15 protein-coding genes are annotated in these 15252 nt (G+C 70.4%); 10 read left to right on the top strand and 5 right to left on the bottom strand.

What is annotated here, in order from left to right; genetic code table 11:
• Positions 1–35 precede the first annotated feature (35 nt).
• Complete coding sequence (locus ACIBEJ_RS17020) at positions 36–1025, bottom strand: LacI family DNA-binding transcriptional regulator (RefSeq protein WP_397183672.1); 990 nt, start codon at positions 1023–1025, stop codon at positions 36–38.
• Positions 1026–1093: 68 nt separating this feature from the next.
• Here ACIBEJ_RS17020 and ACIBEJ_RS17015 point away from each other — a divergent pair, with 68 nt between their 5' ends.
• Positions 1094–1792, top strand: coding sequence for an alpha/beta fold hydrolase (locus ACIBEJ_RS17015; protein WP_397183671.1), 699 nt, complete (start codon positions 1094–1096; stop codon positions 1790–1792).
• Between the two features lie 345 nt (positions 1793–2137).
• Here ACIBEJ_RS17015 and ACIBEJ_RS17010 read toward each other — a convergent pair whose 3' ends face one another.
• A complete protein-coding gene (locus tag ACIBEJ_RS17010; protein ID WP_397183670.1) occupies positions 2138–3502 on the bottom strand; it encodes a pyridoxal phosphate-dependent decarboxylase family protein in 1365 nt (454 codons plus the stop codon).
• Between the two features lie 49 nt (positions 3503–3551).
• Between ACIBEJ_RS17010 and ACIBEJ_RS17005 the strand changes: the two genes are divergently transcribed.
• From ACIBEJ_RS17005 to guaA, 4 genes are read left to right on the top strand one after another with little or no spacing between them, the layout of a single operon-like run.
• A complete protein-coding gene (locus tag ACIBEJ_RS17005) occupies positions 3552–4040 on the top strand; it encodes an Lrp/AsnC family transcriptional regulator (protein ID WP_397183669.1) in 489 nt (162 codons plus the stop codon).
• 11 nt (positions 4041–4051) lie between these two features.
• Positions 4052–4792 carry an N-acetyltransferase gene (locus ACIBEJ_RS17000; RefSeq protein ID WP_397183668.1) on the top strand — a complete coding sequence of 247 codons (741 nt, stop codon included), beginning with the start codon at positions 4052–4054 and terminating at the stop codon, positions 4790–4792.
• Positions 4793–4831: 39 nt separating this feature from the next.
• A complete protein-coding gene (locus ACIBEJ_RS16995) occupies positions 4832–5662 on the top strand; it encodes an SDR family NAD(P)-dependent oxidoreductase (RefSeq protein WP_397183667.1) in 831 nt (276 codons plus the stop codon).
• Between the two features lie 53 nt (positions 5663–5715).
• Positions 5716–7263 carry a glutamine-hydrolyzing GMP synthase gene (gene guaA / locus ACIBEJ_RS16990; protein ID WP_397183666.1) on the top strand — a complete coding sequence of 516 codons (1548 nt, stop codon included), beginning with the start codon at positions 5716–5718 and terminating at the stop codon, positions 7261–7263.
• Positions 7264–7615: 352 nt separating this feature from the next.
• On the opposite strand, the gene ACIBEJ_RS16985 is transcribed toward guaA, so the two are convergent.
• Entirely contained in the window at positions 7616–8146 is a 531-nt protein-coding gene (locus ACIBEJ_RS16985) for a DUF6879 family protein (RefSeq protein ID WP_397183665.1), read from the bottom strand.
• 306 nt (positions 8147–8452) lie between these two features.
• Here ACIBEJ_RS16985 and ACIBEJ_RS16980 point away from each other — a divergent pair, with 306 nt between their 5' ends.
• The 4 genes from ACIBEJ_RS16980 (at position 8453) to ACIBEJ_RS16965 (ending at position 12286) form a co-directional block, all read left to right on the top strand.
• On the top strand, positions 8453–8866 hold the full coding sequence (locus ACIBEJ_RS16980) for a hypothetical protein (RefSeq protein ID WP_397183664.1): 414 nt from the start codon (positions 8453–8455) through the stop codon (positions 8864–8866).
• A gap of 96 nt (positions 8867–8962) precedes the next feature.
• Positions 8963–10111 (top strand): sensor histidine kinase, encoded by a 1149-nt coding sequence (locus ACIBEJ_RS16975; RefSeq protein ID WP_397183663.1) that lies wholly within the window; start codon positions 8963–8965, stop codon positions 10109–10111.
• Positions 10108–10773 (top strand): response regulator, encoded by a 666-nt coding sequence (locus ACIBEJ_RS16970; RefSeq protein ID WP_397183662.1) that lies wholly within the window; start codon positions 10108–10110, stop codon positions 10771–10773. The genes ACIBEJ_RS16975 and ACIBEJ_RS16970 overlap by 4 nt, the downstream gene beginning before the upstream one ends.
• Positions 10774–11050: 277 nt before the next feature.
• Entirely contained in the window at positions 11051–12286 is a 1236-nt protein-coding gene (locus ACIBEJ_RS16965) for an SGNH/GDSL hydrolase family protein (protein ID WP_397183661.1), read from the top strand.
• 164 nt (positions 12287–12450) lie between these two features.
• On the opposite strand, the gene ACIBEJ_RS16960 is transcribed toward ACIBEJ_RS16965, so the two are convergent.
• Positions 12451–13305 carry a haloalkane dehalogenase gene (locus ACIBEJ_RS16960; RefSeq protein ID WP_397183660.1) on the bottom strand — a complete coding sequence of 285 codons (855 nt, stop codon included), beginning with the start codon at positions 13303–13305 and terminating at the stop codon, positions 12451–12453.
• Between the two features lie 82 nt (positions 13306–13387).
• Between ACIBEJ_RS16960 and ACIBEJ_RS16955 the strand changes: the two genes are divergently transcribed.
• Positions 13388–13825, top strand: coding sequence for a MarR family winged helix-turn-helix transcriptional regulator (locus ACIBEJ_RS16955; RefSeq protein WP_397183659.1), 438 nt, complete (start codon positions 13388–13390; stop codon positions 13823–13825).
• On the opposite strand, the gene ACIBEJ_RS16950 is transcribed toward ACIBEJ_RS16955, so the two are convergent.
• Positions 13797–15179 carry an MFS transporter gene (locus ACIBEJ_RS16950; protein WP_397183658.1) on the bottom strand — a complete coding sequence of 461 codons (1383 nt, stop codon included), beginning with the start codon at positions 15177–15179 and terminating at the stop codon, positions 13797–13799. The two genes, ACIBEJ_RS16955 and ACIBEJ_RS16950, sit on opposite strands and share 29 nt — an antisense overlap.
• Positions 15180–15252: the final 73 nt, after the last annotated feature.

Raw genomic sequence — 15252 nt, 5'->3', positions numbered from 1 at the left:
CCGATCCCCGCGTGACAAGACACGCGGCCAAGTTGTTACGAGCTGGACCTGGCGACCAGGCGCGGGCCGTAGAGGCTGAGGACCGTGCCCGGGTGGGCCGTGCGCTCGCCGCGCACCAGCTCGTCGATGTAGGCGGCCATCCTGGACGGCGTGGCCGTCGGGTCGAAGTGGATGCTCGTCAGGCGGGGCCGTACCAGGGAGGCGAGCAGCAGATCGTCGGCGCCGACGATCGCCACGTCCTCCGGGACCCGCACGCCGGCGTCCTGCAGCGCGCTCATCAGCAGCAGCGCGTACTCGTCGTTGTAGCCGAAGATGCCGTCGGGCAGGTCGTGCCTGGTGGCCACCTCGCGGGCGGCCTCCTCGGTGAAGGCCAGGTCGATGCGCTCGGCGTCGGGCGCCACCTGGCGCACGCCGCGCAGCCGGCCCAGGCCCATGAGGTCCACGCCCTCCTCGCGGGGGACGATCGCGGCCAGCCGCGCGCGACCGCGTTCCACGAGGTGGCGGGCGGCGCAGGCGCCCACCGACTCGTGGTCCATGACCATCGCGGGCACCAGCGGGGACGGGCCGTCGGCGAAACCGATCACGGCCTTGGCGCCCGAGGCGCGCAGCAGGTCCACCGAGGCCCTGGTGAGCCGGTCGGCGTCGACGATGACCGCGCTCGGGCGCATCGCCGCCCACACCTTGGCGGCGGGCACGCCCTTGAGGCGGCGCTCGCCGTACTGGACGAGGGTGTAGCCGCGCGGCCGGAGCTCCTCGCCGAGCTCGTCGAGCAGATCGCGGAAGAGACCGCCCGTGCGGGCGGGGGACAGCGGGACCAGCACGATGCCGCTGCGGCCGGTGCGCAGGGTGCGGGCGCTGGCGTCGGGCACGTACCCGAGCCGCGCGGCGGCGTCGCGCACGCGCTGCCTGGTCTCCTCGCTCACCCGGGCGTTGGGGTTGTCGTTGAGCACGTAGGAGACCGTGGCCTGCGAGACTCCGGCGGCCCTGGCCACGTCAACGCTGGTCGGCGGTCGGTTCGCGGTCACAGTCTTGTCCCGTCCATCCGTGGGATGCTATCAAGCGCTTATACGTATAACTCCGAGGTTAGGCGAGTATGAGGCTGCACACGCGCGAATGGGGCACCGGCGACCGGGTCGCCCTGCTCATCCACGGCATCATGGCCGACTCCCGGTGCTGGTGGCGGGTCGGGCCCGAGCTGGCCGGGCGCGGGTACCGGGTCGTCGCCGTCGACCTGCCCGGCCACGGCGCCAGCCCGCGCGCCGTTCACTACACGCCCGAGTTGCTGGCCGCCTCCGTCCTGGAGTCCGTGCCCGCCCGGCCCGCGCTCGCCATCGGGCACTCGCTCGGCGGCCTCACGCTGGGGGTCGCGGTCGAACGGCTCATGCCTGGCCGGGCGGTCTACTCCGATCCGGCGTTCCGGCTGCCCGTGCTGGAGGGCGGCGTACCGATGACCGACCTGATGGCGCAGGCGGCCAACGCCACGGCGGAGGAGATCGCGGCGGTGCATCCGGGGTTCTCGGCCGAGGAGGTGGCGGCCGAGGTCGAGATGCTGAAGGAGTGGGATCGGGAGACGGCGCTGTCCCTGAGCGGGATCGCGGGGGCCGACCTCACGCCCGCCGCCGTGGTGCCGTCGCTGGTGCAGGTGGCGGATCCGTCGTTTTTGGTGTCACCGGAGTTCCAGGAGGAACTCGTGGGGAAGGGATTCGAGGTGAGGGTGGTCAAGGGGGCCGAGCACACGATCCACCGGCACCTGTTCGAGGACTTCCTCGCCGGGTTGGACGGCTGGATCTGAGGACTCCCGGCAGCGCGGAACCCGGAGCCCGCGCTGCCGGGCCCACCCCTCCCCGCACCCCGCCTTCCCCCACACCCGCCTTCCCCCACACCCGCCTTCCCGCGCGGCCCGCCTTCCCCCTCCCGTCTACTCGCGCGGCCCGCCTTCCTCGGCGCCCGCGCGCCCGCAGCCCGTCTCTCTCCCTCCGAGCCCGCGTTTCCGCGGCTCCGCTTCTTGCGCCGTCCGTCTCCCGTTGCGGCCCCTTCACGCCCTTCGCTGCACGGTCTTCCGCTTGGTGCCCTCACACCCGGCCCCTTCCGACCTCGCGGCTCTCTTTTCAGGCGTTCTTCCGTTGTGGTTGTCGTGTCACGGGTTCAGGTTGGCGAGGCGGGGGATCTCGTCGAGGAGGTGTTGCAGGTGGCTCTCGTCGGTCGCCGGGTTCATGACGGTGACGCGGAGGTGGCGGACGCCGTTCAGGACGGTTGAGGTCAGGTAGAAACTGCCGTCGGCCATCAGGCGCTCGCGGATCCGGGTGGGGTCGGCCTCGCCGTACCGGAAGCAGACGATGTTGCTCTCCGGCTCGTACGGCAGCGCGAACCCCTCCCGGGTTCTGGCCAGTTCCCAGAAGCGGTGGGCCGCGGCGTAGCGGCCGGAGACGAAGGCGCCGAGCCCCCGCTCGCCCCGCCACGCGAGGTTCAGGAAGATCTTCAGCCCGAGCTCGGCCTTGGTGCACTCCACGGTCCGTCCGATCAGGTCGAAGCCCTGGTCGCCGTAGAAGATGTAGCTGGCGTCCTGCTGGAAGGCGGCGTCCAGGTCGCCTTGCCGGCGGACCAGGACGGCGGCGGCCAGCGAGGACGTGCGGAGCATCTTGTGGGCGTCCCAGATGAGGGAGTCGGCCAGTTCAACGCCGTCGAGCAGGTGGCGGTGGGCGGGGCTGAGGAGGGCGGAGGCGCCGTGGGCGCCGTCCACGTGGAACCAGACGCCGCGCTCGCGGCACCACTGGCCGACCGCGCGCAGGTCGTCGTGGAGGCCGGTGCCGGTGGCGCAGGCGGAGGCGACCAGCGCGATGGGCCTCATGCCGGAGATTTCGGGGAATCGGGTGACGTCCAGACGGCCCAGCTCGTCCGTGGGCAGCTCCACGACCGCCTTCTGGCCCAGTCCCATGATCGAGGCGGCCCGCGAGACCGAGTAGTGCGCCGACGGCGGCGCCAGGATCACCAGGTCACCGGGCGAGCCGTCCGACCACGCCTCGGGTACGGCCCGCGCACGGGCGGCCAGCAGCGCGGTCAGGTTGGCCAGCGAACCCCCGTGGGTCAGCACGCCCGCGCCGCCCGGAAAGCCCGCCTTCTCCAGCATCCACCGGATCACCTCGAACTCCACCGTGGCCGCCGCCGCGCCCATCTCGTAGATGGCCATCGGGTTGTTCGTGGCGCCGTGGATGAAGTCGGCCAGCGCGGCGGGAAAGTCGGGAGAGGCGACCTGATGGGCGAGATAGGCGGGATGGTGGAGCCGGGTGCCCTCGCCGAGGAAGGCGTGGAGGAAGTCCTGGTAGGTCTCGGTGTTCAGCCCGCCCTCGCGGATGAGCTCGGCCAGGCGGAGCTTCTCGGCGAGTTCCCCCGGCGGTCGCCGCCGCACGACGGGCGCCTCGCCGCGCTGGCTCTCCTCGACGTAGGCGGCTAGCTCGCTGACGGTGACGGCGGCGGCCTTGGTAAAAGCCTCAACATCCCACATGCCCCGAAATATCCGCGCTCAGTGGGTCGTGTGGCTAGATTCACCGAATATGAGTGAGAAATCGGGGCGAGTGGCCGAACTCGATTCGATCGACCTGGCCATTCTGGCCGAGTTGCAGAACGACGCTCGGCTGCCCAACAAGGACCTCGCGGAGAAGCTCGGCGTCGCGCCCTCCACCGCCCTGGAGCGGGTACGCGCGCTGCGCCGCCGCGGCGTGATCACCGCCTTCCGCGCCGACGTCGACATCGCCTGCCTCGGCCGCCCGCTGGAAGCCCTGCTCGCGCTGCGCGTACGCCCGCACACCGCCCAGCTCTCCGACCCGCTGCGCCGGTTCGTCCTGAGCCTGCCGGAGACGATCACGCTGTTCAACGTCGCCGGTCCCGAGGACTTCCTGGTCCACGTGGCCGTCGCCGACGCCACCAGCCTGCACCGGCTCGTCCTGGAGAAGTTCCTGGTCCGGCCGGAGATCGTCCATCTGCAGACCACCCTGATCTTCAAGACGGAAAAACAGGCGGTGCAGCGGCCGTCCGAACTGTGAGAATGTCCGCCATGTCCCTCCGGATCACCACGCTGGCCGAGCGTCCCGAGTTCGCCGAGTCGTTGTGGGACATGGACACCGCCTGGCCGGAGTTCATGCTCAACGACCCGATCGCGGACCTCTTCTACGCGGTCGCCACCAGCCACTACGCCGACTACGTGCTGGTCGCCGACGACCCCGCGGAACCCGGCAGGCTGGCGGCGCGCGCCTGCATGATCCCGTTCACCGCGCGTGACGGCGACCTGCCCGACGACGGCTGGGACGCGGTCATCAGGCGCGGCTGGCTGGCCAGGGAGGGCGGCAGGACGCCGGACGCCGTGTCCGCGCTGGAGATCACGATCAGGAAGGACCTGCTCGGCGGCGGGCTGTCCGCGCACATGGTCGCCGCGATGCGGGCGCGGGCCGCGCGGCTGGGCTTCGCGGAGCTGGTCGCGCCGGTCAGGCCCAGCCAGAAGCACCTGGAACCACACACCCCGACCAGCGAGTACGCCTTCCGCACCAGGGGGGACGGCCTGCCGTACGATGCCTGGCTGCGCGTGCACGTGCGTGCGGGAGGGAGGGTGGAGAAGGTCGCCCAGCGCTCGATGACGATCTCCGGCACCCTCGGCGAGTGGCGGGGCTGGACCGGGCTGCCGTTCGACGTGGACGGGGCGGTCGAGGTGCCGGGGGCGCTCGTCCCGGTACACGTGGATGTCACCCACGATCACGCGGTTTACGTCGAACCGAACATCTGGGTGCGTCATCCGCTCTGATAACGTTCTTGGTGCCAAGCGAGCGCTCGGGAGGCTGGCGTGCGGGAACTCTCCGGCAAGGTCGCGGTGGTCACCGGAGCGGCGAGCGGCATCGGCCGCGCGCTCGCCGTCCGCCTGGCCGAGGAGGGCATGACCCTGATGCTCGCCGACGTCGACCCGGGCGGGCTGGCCGAGACCGCGGCGCTGGCCGGGCGGGGCCGCGTGCTCACGCAGATCACCGACGTCTCCGACGACGCCGCCGTCCAGCACCTGGCCGCCCGCACCTTCGGCGAACTCGGCGCCGTCCACGTGCTGTGCAACAACGCCGGGGTCTTCCAGGGCGGCCACATCTGGAACCGCACCACCGAGGACTTCGCCTGGCTCCTGGGCGTCAACCTGTGGGGCGTGCTCCACGGCATCAAGGCCTTCGTCCCCCGCATGATCGAACAGGACACCGAAGGACACATCGTCAACACCGTGTCGGTGGCCGGGTTGTTCGCGGCGCCGTACACGGCGGGCTATGCCGTCAGCAAGTACGCGGCGTTCGCCGCGTCGCAGACCCTCGCCCAGGACCTCGCGCTGACCGGCTCCAAGCTCAAGGTCACCGCGCTGTGCCCCGGCGCGGTGCGCACCCAGATCAACACCTCCGAGCGGGTACGGCCCGCCGACCTCCTCGTCGGCCGCACCCGCGACGACTACGCCGCCCAGGGCCTCATCGACTCCGTCCTGGAGCGCGGCATCGACCCCGCGGACGTGGCCCGCCAGGTCGTCGAGGCCATCAGGGACGAGCGATTCCTCCTGCTCACCCACCCCGAGTACGCGAAGGGGCTGCGCGACCAGCTCGAAGCCCTGCTCGACGGCGCCCTCCCGCCGCTGCCCAGCTACGAGTGACCGGCGGGCCGATACACTGGGTGCACCGCATTCGCTGTTGGAGGGTCTGTCTCGTGTCTGAGTTCGACACTGTGCTCGTGGTCGACTTCGGTGCGCAGTATGCGCAGCTCATCGCCCGCCGCGTGCGCGAATGCCACGTCTACTCGGAAATCGTTCCCTCGACGATGCCGGTCGAGGAGATGCTGGCCAAGAAGCCCAAGGCGATCATCCTGTCCGGCGGGCCTTCGTCGGTCTATGCCGAGGGGGCGCCTGCCGTACCGGATGGGCTGTTCGAGACGGGTGTGCCCACGTTCGGCATCTGCTACGGCTTCCAGGCGATGGCACGTTCCCTCGGCGGCGAGGTCGCCCGCACCGGCGTCGCCGAATACGGCGGCACCGCGCTCGACGTGCTCAGCGAAGGCGTGCTCTTCGCCGGTCTGCCCGACAAGCAGAAGGTCTGGATGTCCCACGGCGACAGCGTGGCCGCCGCGCCCGCCGGGTTCGTGGTGACCGCCGCGACGTCGGAGACCCCCGTGGCCGCGTTCGAGGACACCCTCCGCGGTCTGTACGGCGTGCAGTTCCACCCCGAGGTCCTCCACTCCGAGCACGGGCAGGCGGTGCTCAAGCACTTCCTAGACGCGGCCGGATGCCGTCCGAGCTGGACCATGCTCAACATCGTCGAGGACGCCGTGGAGGCGGTACGCCAGCAGGTCGGCGAGGGCCGCGCCATCTGCGCGCTGTCCGGCGGCGTCGACTCCGCGGTGGCCGCCGCCATCGTGCAGCGGGCCATCGGCGACCGGCTGACCTGCGTCTTCGTCGACCACGGACTGCTGCGCAAGGGCGAGGCCGAGCAGGTCGAACGCGACTTCGTGGCCGCCACCGGGGTCAAGCTCCGCGTGGTCGACGCCGCCGACCGCTTCCTCAAGGCCCTGGACGGGGTGACCGACCCCGAGGAGAAGCGGAAGATCATCGGCCGCGAGTTCATCCGCGTCTTCGAGGACGAGCAGCGCGCCATCATGGCCGACGGGCCCGTCGACTTCCTCGTGCAGGGGACGCTGTACCCGGACGTGGTCGAGTCCGGCGGCGGCACCGGCACCGCCAACATCAAGTCCCACCACAACGTGGGCGGGCTCCCCGACGACCTGCAGTTCCAGCTCGTGGAGCCGCTGCGGACCCTGTTCAAGGACGAGGTACGGCGGGCCGGGGAAGAGCTCGGACTGCCGTCGGCGATGGTGTGGCGGCAGCCGTTCCCGGGGCCTGGGCTGGGGATCCGGATCATCGGCGCGGTCACCAGGGAACGGCTGGACCTGCTGCGCGAGGCTGACGCGATCGCCAGGGAAGAGCTTTCACGGGCTGGGCTGGATCGGGAGATCTGGCAGTGCCCGGTGGTGCTGCTGGCCGACGTCCGTTCGGTGGGGGTGCAGGGTGACGGGCGTACCTACGGGCACCCGGTGGTGCTGCGGCCGGTCACCTCCGAGGACGCGATGACGGCGGACTGGGCGAAGGTGCCTTACGACGTGCTGTCGCGCATCTCCACCCGGATCACCAACGAGGTCCGCGAGGTCAACCGGGTGGTGGTCGACGTAACCAGCAAGCCTCCGGGCACCATTGAGTGGGAGTGAAAGGCTAGGAGCTCGCTTCGCTCGCGCGTTTTCCAAGGGTAAGGGCAAGGTGCTCGCTGCGCTCGCGCGTCTTTCTGGGGTCCCACCCGTTGCCCGGCTAGGTGGTTAGGCGGTTGGATCCCACCCAGGACAAAGGTGCTCGCTACGCTCGCGCGTTCTTCCTCGGGCCCGCCCGTTGCCCGGCTAGGTGGTTGGGCAGTTGGATCCAACCCACGACAAAGGTGCTCGCTACGCTCGCGCGCCCTTGCAGCCGCGCCCGTTGCCCGGCTACGCAGTCGGGCATGTGGAACCCACTGACCAAACAAGCAAATCCTGAAGCATGCGCGAGCCCAGCACGGCCAGGAGGGCGCCCTTAGACCGGCTGGTACTCGTGATGGGGAACAGCCACCCGCCATACGTTCTCGAACGCGGACCTACAGAGCTGAACAACCGAAGGGTCTTGAGTCAGCTCAGCCGCAATCCATTCGCCATCGCCGGTGAAGAGATGGAACATGGCGGTGCTGTCGTCGAACAGCCAGAAGTCGTTGCCCGGGAAGGCGATGGTCGAAGCCCGATGCCGGGCAAGCCACCGAATCTCTTCGCCCGCCTGAACCGTGAGGCCACTCCCCGCCCACTCGAACCTGATGTAGTCGGTCACGGGCTCAGAAATGACTCGTGCGCGCCTGATGACCTTGCCAGCCTCTGTCGCGTCCCGGACAAGGGTCAACCACCACTGCCGCTGGCGCGAGTCCGCCTCCAGATCCCTTCTGCCGGTGGCCAGGAATCTGGAGAACCGTTCGTCTTCTTCGCTGACCGCGTACCGGTCACGCAACTCCAGGTGCAGAGCGGACCGTGTGAATTGACGAAACTGCGCCTTTCGCTCGTCATCCGTCAGCCGCCGCATGCTGCTCCTCCAGCTGAACAGAGTGAGGGACTGGTCGTCTTCGCTAGGAAGATCAGAGTGCCCTCTCCCGCCTGAGGCTCGCTGGTCTTTTCGGGATCACCTGCCGAGCTTGCGCGCAGGCAAGCACATCTGTCGTCAGCGCACAGCCTGACAGGCACGCCCGGTTGAGGCCAGATGACTACTTCCTTTGATGTACCGAATACAGCAAACGGTGCAAGGCCAAGTGACGATCAACGGACGACGCGCTCCCACTACGGCCCCGCCTAGCGTTTCTCGTCGAGATAGCCGACGAGAACTGGAGAAGTCATGAGCAAGCGACTGATCACCGCGATAGCCGGGCTGAGCTTGACGGCCGGTCTGCTGGGTTGGGCCGGCGCCCCCGCAGGCGCCCAGGCAGGCCAGGTCAACGAAGCCGCCGCGGCTCCGAAGCCCCCGAAGGGCGCCAGAGCGGTGGTACAGGTCAGCCCCAACCCCACCACCAAGCGAGCCCAGGAGGTGACGATCACCGGTCACTGCGGCGGCGGCAAGGGACTCAAGACCGTGTTCGCCGGGCTGGACAGAGAGCACCCGGTGCTCCAGAACATCCGCATCGTCGAGGACAGCCCGAAGGGATTCGTGGCCAAGGCGACCCTGGCCCCCAAGATCGGCAACGGCGTCGGCCCCGTCTTCGTCGACTGTGGCGGCGAGGCGGGCGTGACCCTCCTGGTCACCCACGTCTGACCCGAGGCCGGGAGCCACGCGACAACGGGAGCCGAACATGTCAACGGCCTCGCCCACGTAACGCCGCGCCCCACCCGCTCAAGAAAGGCCCCATGCATGGCCGAGCCGCCCCCACGGCGCGAACCCGCTCCTGTCCGGCACTTCGCCCGGATCACCGACCTCACGCTCGCCGTCCTCACCCTGGTCTTCTTCGTCGCCGTAGCCCTCGCCACCGGAGTGCGCGGCCCCTGGGAGGGCGCCATCCCCCTAGGTCTCCTTCTCGGAGCCCTCCTGCTGGTCAGACGCCGCTGGCCGATGACCGTGCTGCTCCTGTCGATCGGCGGGATCTTCCTCTATCACCTCACCGGACATTGGTCTCCCGCCGGTTGGGTCTGGCCCACCGCTGTCGCCTACTTCACCGCCGCCACCACACCCCGCGTGCGCTGGGTGGGCGCCATCGGCCTGGCCGTACTGCTGTACTCCGCGCTCGACGCCCACAGGATCCTCGACTGGAACCCGACCCGATACGTGCTCCACGTCGCGGGGGAGGGAGTGATCCTGGCGTTGCTCATCGCCGCTGGCCTGACGTACGCCGCCACGACGCGCTGGCGGGAACGGCTGCGCGAAACCGACGACCGCGCTCGCGCCGCGGAGGAGCGGCTGCGCGTCTCGCACGAGGTCCACGACGTCGTCGCGCACACGCTGGCCGTCGTCGGTGTCCAGCTCAATGTCGCGGCCGACGCCCTGGAGGATGACCCGGAAGAGGCCGCCGCCGCGCTACGCCTGGCGAAGGAGATCAGGAACCGGGCGATGGCCGACCTCCGCTCCCTCATCACGATCCTGCGTGACGATCCCGGCGGCACCGCGCCCCAGGCGGATCTGGCCTCCCTGGACACCCTCATCGCCGACGCCCGGACCGCCGGGCTCGACGTGACCCTCGACGAGCGTGGCGACCGGGCCGCCGTCCCCGCCATCACCGCCATCGCCGTTTACCGCGTCGTACAGGAGTCCCTCGCCAACACGCTCAAGCACGCGGCGGCGAGCAAGGCGGAGGTGACGATCGGCTACCAGCCGCGCTCGATCACCGTCGAGATCACGGACGACGGTCGCGGCGTCCCGGGCGGCGCCGACGTCACCGAAGGCCATGGTCTGACCGGAATGCGCGAGCGGGTGAGCGCACTCGGGGGCGCGCTCACCGCGGGACTCCGGCCTGGCGGCGGCTTCGCGGTGCGGGCCGACATCCCTGTGGCAGGCTCGACGGCATGACGATCAAGGTGCTCCTCGCCGACGACCAGGCACTCGTGCGGGCGGGCTTCCGCAGCCTGCTGGCCCGCTCGCGGGACATCACGATCGTCGGCGAAGCACAGGACGGCGACGATGCGGTACGGCTGGCCGCGAGCACCCGCCCCGACGTGATCCTCATGGACATCCGCATGCCGGGCACCGACGGGATCACCGCCACCCGCCGCATCGTCACCGATCCGGCCACTCCGGACTGTCGCGTCATCATCCTCACCACGTTCGACACCGACGAACACGTCTTCGCCGCCCTGCGCGCCGGAGCCAGCGGCTTCCTCACCAAAGAGGTCGAACCGGCCGAACTCCGCCGGGCGGTAGCCGCCGTCGCCGGAGGAGACGCGTTGCTGTCGCCAGGCGTGACCCGGCGCGTCATCGAGCAGTTCGCCCACCGGCAGGACCTCACGCCCAGCGCCGGTCAGCGGCTGGCCGCCCTCACCTCCCGGGAACTGGAGACGGTCAAGCTCGTGGCGCTCGGACTCTCCAACAACGAGATCGCCGAACGCCTCGTCATCAGCCCGCTCACCGCCAAGACCCACATCACCAGGGCCATCGCCAAGCTGGACGTGCGCGACAGGGTCCAGTTGGTCATCCTGGCCTACGAGAGCGGCCTGATCCGGCCCGGCGCGTGAAGGACCTTCCGGCATCCAGGCAGCAAGGCGCCCACACTCGAACACGCCACTGTCATGCCAGGCTTCGCACGTCGCCTGCCGTTCCTGATGGTGCAGGGTGGGCTGCTTCCCGGGTGGTAGGGGCGGGGCGGAATCTGCGCTGGACGTCGTATCCGGACGAGCGCCCTCAGGCCGACGATCACCACCGCCCCTCGCAACGAGGATGTCTCACGAACCCGGCTGACCAGGACGGGAAGCCGATGCCCGCGCCCCGCGCGGCTTTCGTGAGGAGACCCGCATGCCCCGACGACTCGCCCCCATCCTGGCCGTCGCCCTCGCCACACTGACAGCGTTCCCGGGTACGGCTGCCGCCGACACCCGGGGCTGGACCGCAACCTGGTCCGCCTCCCCGCAGCGACCCGGCATCAACTACACGCCGAACTGGTCGGAGCAGGGGTTCGCCCGGCAGACGGTCCGCCAGGTGGTGCGGGTCAGCGCGGGTGGGGTGGCGGCTCGGGTACGGCTGTCCAACGTCTACGGGGCCGCTCCGGTGAAGGTCGCCGGGGCCACCATCGCGCGGACCGCGGAGGGCGCCGCCGTACGGCCTGGTTCGGTGCGGCATCTGACCGTCAACCGGGCGCGGAGCTTCACCATCCCGGCCGGGGCGGAACTGGCCAGCGATCTGGTGCCGATGCCGGTGGGGGCGCTGAGTTCGGTGACGGTCACGCTCTACCTGGCCGACCCGACGGGGCCGGTGACCTATCACGCGCAGGCCATGGCGCCCACCTACCGTGCCGAGGGTGACCATCGGGCCGACGTGGGCGGAGCCGCGTTCACCGAGAAGACCGTGTCCTGGTACTACCTCAGCGGGGTCGACGTCCTCGGGGGTACGCATCGCCGGGGCGTGGTCGCGTTCGGTGATTCGCTGACCGACGGGTACGGCTCCACGCCCGGCGCCGACAACCGCTATCCCGACGAACTGGCCGAGCGACTGGCCGCCTCGGGACGGCCGAGGGCCGTGCTCAACCAGGGCATCGGCGGGAACCGGGTGACGGTCGACTCCATGCAGCTCGGCGACAAGGGCACGGCCCGGTTCCGGCGGGACGTGCTGGGCCAGCCCGGCGTGGGGACGGTGATCATCCTGGAGGGCACCAACGACATCGGCATGAACCAGCCACCAGGACCGATCGGCACGCCGCCCACCGAGGTCTCCGCGGCCCAGGTCATCGCCGGGCACCGCGAGCTGATCCGGCAGGCTCGGGCCAAGGGGCTACGGGTCATCGGCGGCACCCTGCCGCCGATCAAGGGCTCGCGGTACTACACCTCGGCCACCGAGGCGAAGCGGGACGAGGTCAACGCCTGGATCCGTACGTCGGGTGAGTATGACGCGGTGGCCGACTTCGACCGAGCCTTGGCGGCGTCGTCCGACGAAGACCAGCTCAACCCCGCCTACGACGCCGGTGACCACCTGCACCTCAACGACGCCGGGTACCGCGCGATGGCCCGGACGATCGATCTCGCCGACCTCCGCTGACCTGCCCGATCGGCGCTGCCGAGCCGGCGTTGATCCGTGGACGCGCCGGGTCTGACCCTGTCGGTTCGCGGGACGACTGTCTTGTCGAGCACACCGGGTGTCGGCGATCCGGACGACGGCTGGGAGCCGCCGCGGCCCTTCGGGACATGGGTTCGTCCAGCCGGTCAGCGGAGCCGGTTGTGGTCGGCCCAGGTGCTGATCGCGGCCGCGATCCTCTCCGGCTGGTCCTCGGCCGCGTGGTGCCCGGCGGCACCGCCGTAAGCGATCTCCAGCCCCGCGACGGAAGCCTGGCTCCACGAGGCCACCTCGGGCGTGATGAGCAGCGTGGGCGAGCCGTCGAACGTGATCAGCAGCTTGGGGACCTCGTCGCTGGTCCTGAGCCACTTCTCGTAGTGGGCGACGCGTTCGTGCACGTCGGCCGGCTCGCCGTCCAGCGGGAACGAGCGGGCCCACGCCAGGACCGGCCGGCGGCTCTCGGGGGTGGGGAACGGGGCGAGGTAGGCGGCCATCTCCTCCTCGCTCACCGGGGTGAGGACGCCGCCGGTGTAGGCGGTCTGGATGAAGAAGTCGCTGCCCAGGACCAGTTCTTCGCCCTTGGGCGAGCGGATGGCCTCGGAGCGGGCGCGCGGGCCCTCGCCCAGGTCGGCCCACGACAGGGGGCGCAGGAACGTCTCGAAGACCGCCACGCCGCGCACGCTGCCGGGGTGGCGGGCGGCCCGGTCGAGGGCCAGGGCGCCGCCCCAGTCGTGGCCGACGAGCACCACGTCCTCCAGACCCATGGCGTCGAACCAGGCGTCCAGGTAGCGGGCGTGGTCGGCGAAGGTGTAGTCGATGCCGGGCTTGCCGGAGCGGCCCATGCCGATCAGGTCGGGCGCCAGCAGGCGGCCCTCGCCGACCAGGGGGAGCACCTTGCGCCACATGTGGGACGAGGCGGGGTTGCCGTGGAGGAAGACGATCGGGGCGCCGGCGCCGATCTCCTCGTAGTGGATGGTCGAGTCGAGAACCTCGATGGAAGGCATCGCAAACTCCGTTAGTCAGATGAACGTTAGTGCCACGAACGAAGTTACATCGTTAGTCGCACTAACGCAATACCCTTGCCCCATGGAGAAGACTCCGGCCCGCCTCAGAAGGGTGCCCAGCAGGCTGCTGGCTCTCGCCGCCGCCCAAGCCGACCGGGTGGTGAGCTCGGGGCTGGCCGAGCTGGACGCCCGCAAGTGGCACTACAGCGCCCTGGTCGCCCTGCACGAGTCCGGCCCTGCCAGCCAGGCCGAGCTGAGCGACCGGACCGGGATCTACCGCAGCGACCTCGTCACCGTCATCAACGAACTGGCCGAGCGCGGCCTGGTGGCGAGGACGCCCGATCCGGAGGACCGCCGCCGCAACGTCATCTCGCTGACGGAGGCGGGGCGGGAGCGGTTCGTCCGGCTGGACGAGGCCCTGGCCGCCATGCAGGACGAGCTCATGTCCCCGCTGACCGCGGCCGAGCGGGAGCAGCTCGTCGACCTGCTGCTCAAGCTCGTCCTTCCGAAGCGGCCATGACGGCGGCCCGCCGCTTCCCGGCGGGCAGCATCACGATCGCCGCGACCAGCCCCGCCGCCGCGATCACCGCCGAAGCCGTCACCGCCGCCTGGTAGCCGAGCGTCAGCGCCTCCGGCGTGGGGGCGGGACCGCTGACGGACGTGGCGAGGGAGACCAGGGCGGCCACGCCGATCGAGATGCCCACCTGCGGCGTCACGTTGAACAGCCCGGACGCCAGCCCCGCCTCCTCCGGCGTCGCCTCGGCCGTCGCGGCGATGGTGACGGCCACCACGAGCAGCCCGAAGCCGATGCCGGTGAGCAGTTCCGGGACGAGGAGCGTGCCGAGGAAGGTGCTGGCCGGGGTGATGCGCAGGTAGGCGACGGCCCCCGCGGTGACCAGACTCATGCCGGTGACGGCCGTGGCGCGCAGGCCGTACCGGCTGACGAACCGGCCGCCGAGCGTGGAGGCGGTCAGGGCGATCGCGACGGAGATGGCCACGACGGAAAGGCCCGCCTGCGTGGCGGAGTAGCCGAGGACGTACTGGGTGTAGAGGGTGAGGATGACGAACAGCGGCTGGGCGGAGGCGGCGACCAGGAACATGATGGTGTTGCCCGCGCGCAGCAGCGGCTTGCGGAAGATCGACAGCGGCATGAGCGGGTTGGCGGAGCGGGACTCGATGAGCAGGAAGAGCGCCAGCAGGACGACCGCCAGGAGGCCGAGGAGCGGGGACGACTCCACGACGGCGTACATGAGCAGGCCGAGCCCGGCGGTCGAGGTAAGGGCGCCGGCCAGGTCGAAGCCGCGGGCGCCGGACGGCGGCACGTGCGGGAGCAGGCTCAGGGCCAGGACGGAGACGACGACGCCGACGGGCACGTTGACGTAGAAGACCGAGCGCCAGCCGAGCCAGTCGGTGAGCACTCCGCCGAGCACGACGCCGGTCGAGGCCCCGACGCCGCCCACCGCGCCCCACAGGCCCATGGCCCGGTCGCGGTCGGGGTCGCCGTTGAAGATGGTCATCACCAGCGACAGCGCGGCGGGCGCGACGAGGGCTCCGGCCATCCCCTGTACGGCCCGCATCGCCACGACCAGCGCCCCGGTGGTGGCGAGCCCGCCGAGCAGCGAGGCGAGGGCGAAGAGCAGCATCCCGGCGACGAACACCCGCCGCCGCCCGAAGTAGTCGGAAAGACGCCCGCCGAGCAGCAGCAGGCCGCCGAACACCAGGGAGTAGGCGGTGTGCACCCACGACAGCTCCGACTGGCCCATGCCGAGGTCCTGGCCGAGCAGCGGCAGCGCGATGCCGACGATGGTGGAGTCAAGGATGAGGACGAACTGGGTGGTGGTGAGGAGGGCGAGGGCTGTCCACTTGTTCTTCACGATGCTTCCTTAGGGGAACGACTTGTAACAGTGGACATCGTGTGTGACCATCAAGGTCTCACGGAAGAAGGCA

It is taken from the genome of Nonomuraea sp. NPDC050790 (genome assembly GCF_044456745.1).
Classification (GTDB): Bacteria; Actinomycetota; Actinomycetes; order Streptosporangiales; family Streptosporangiaceae; genus Nonomuraea.
This window is presented reverse-complemented; position numbering and strand designations above follow the sequence as displayed.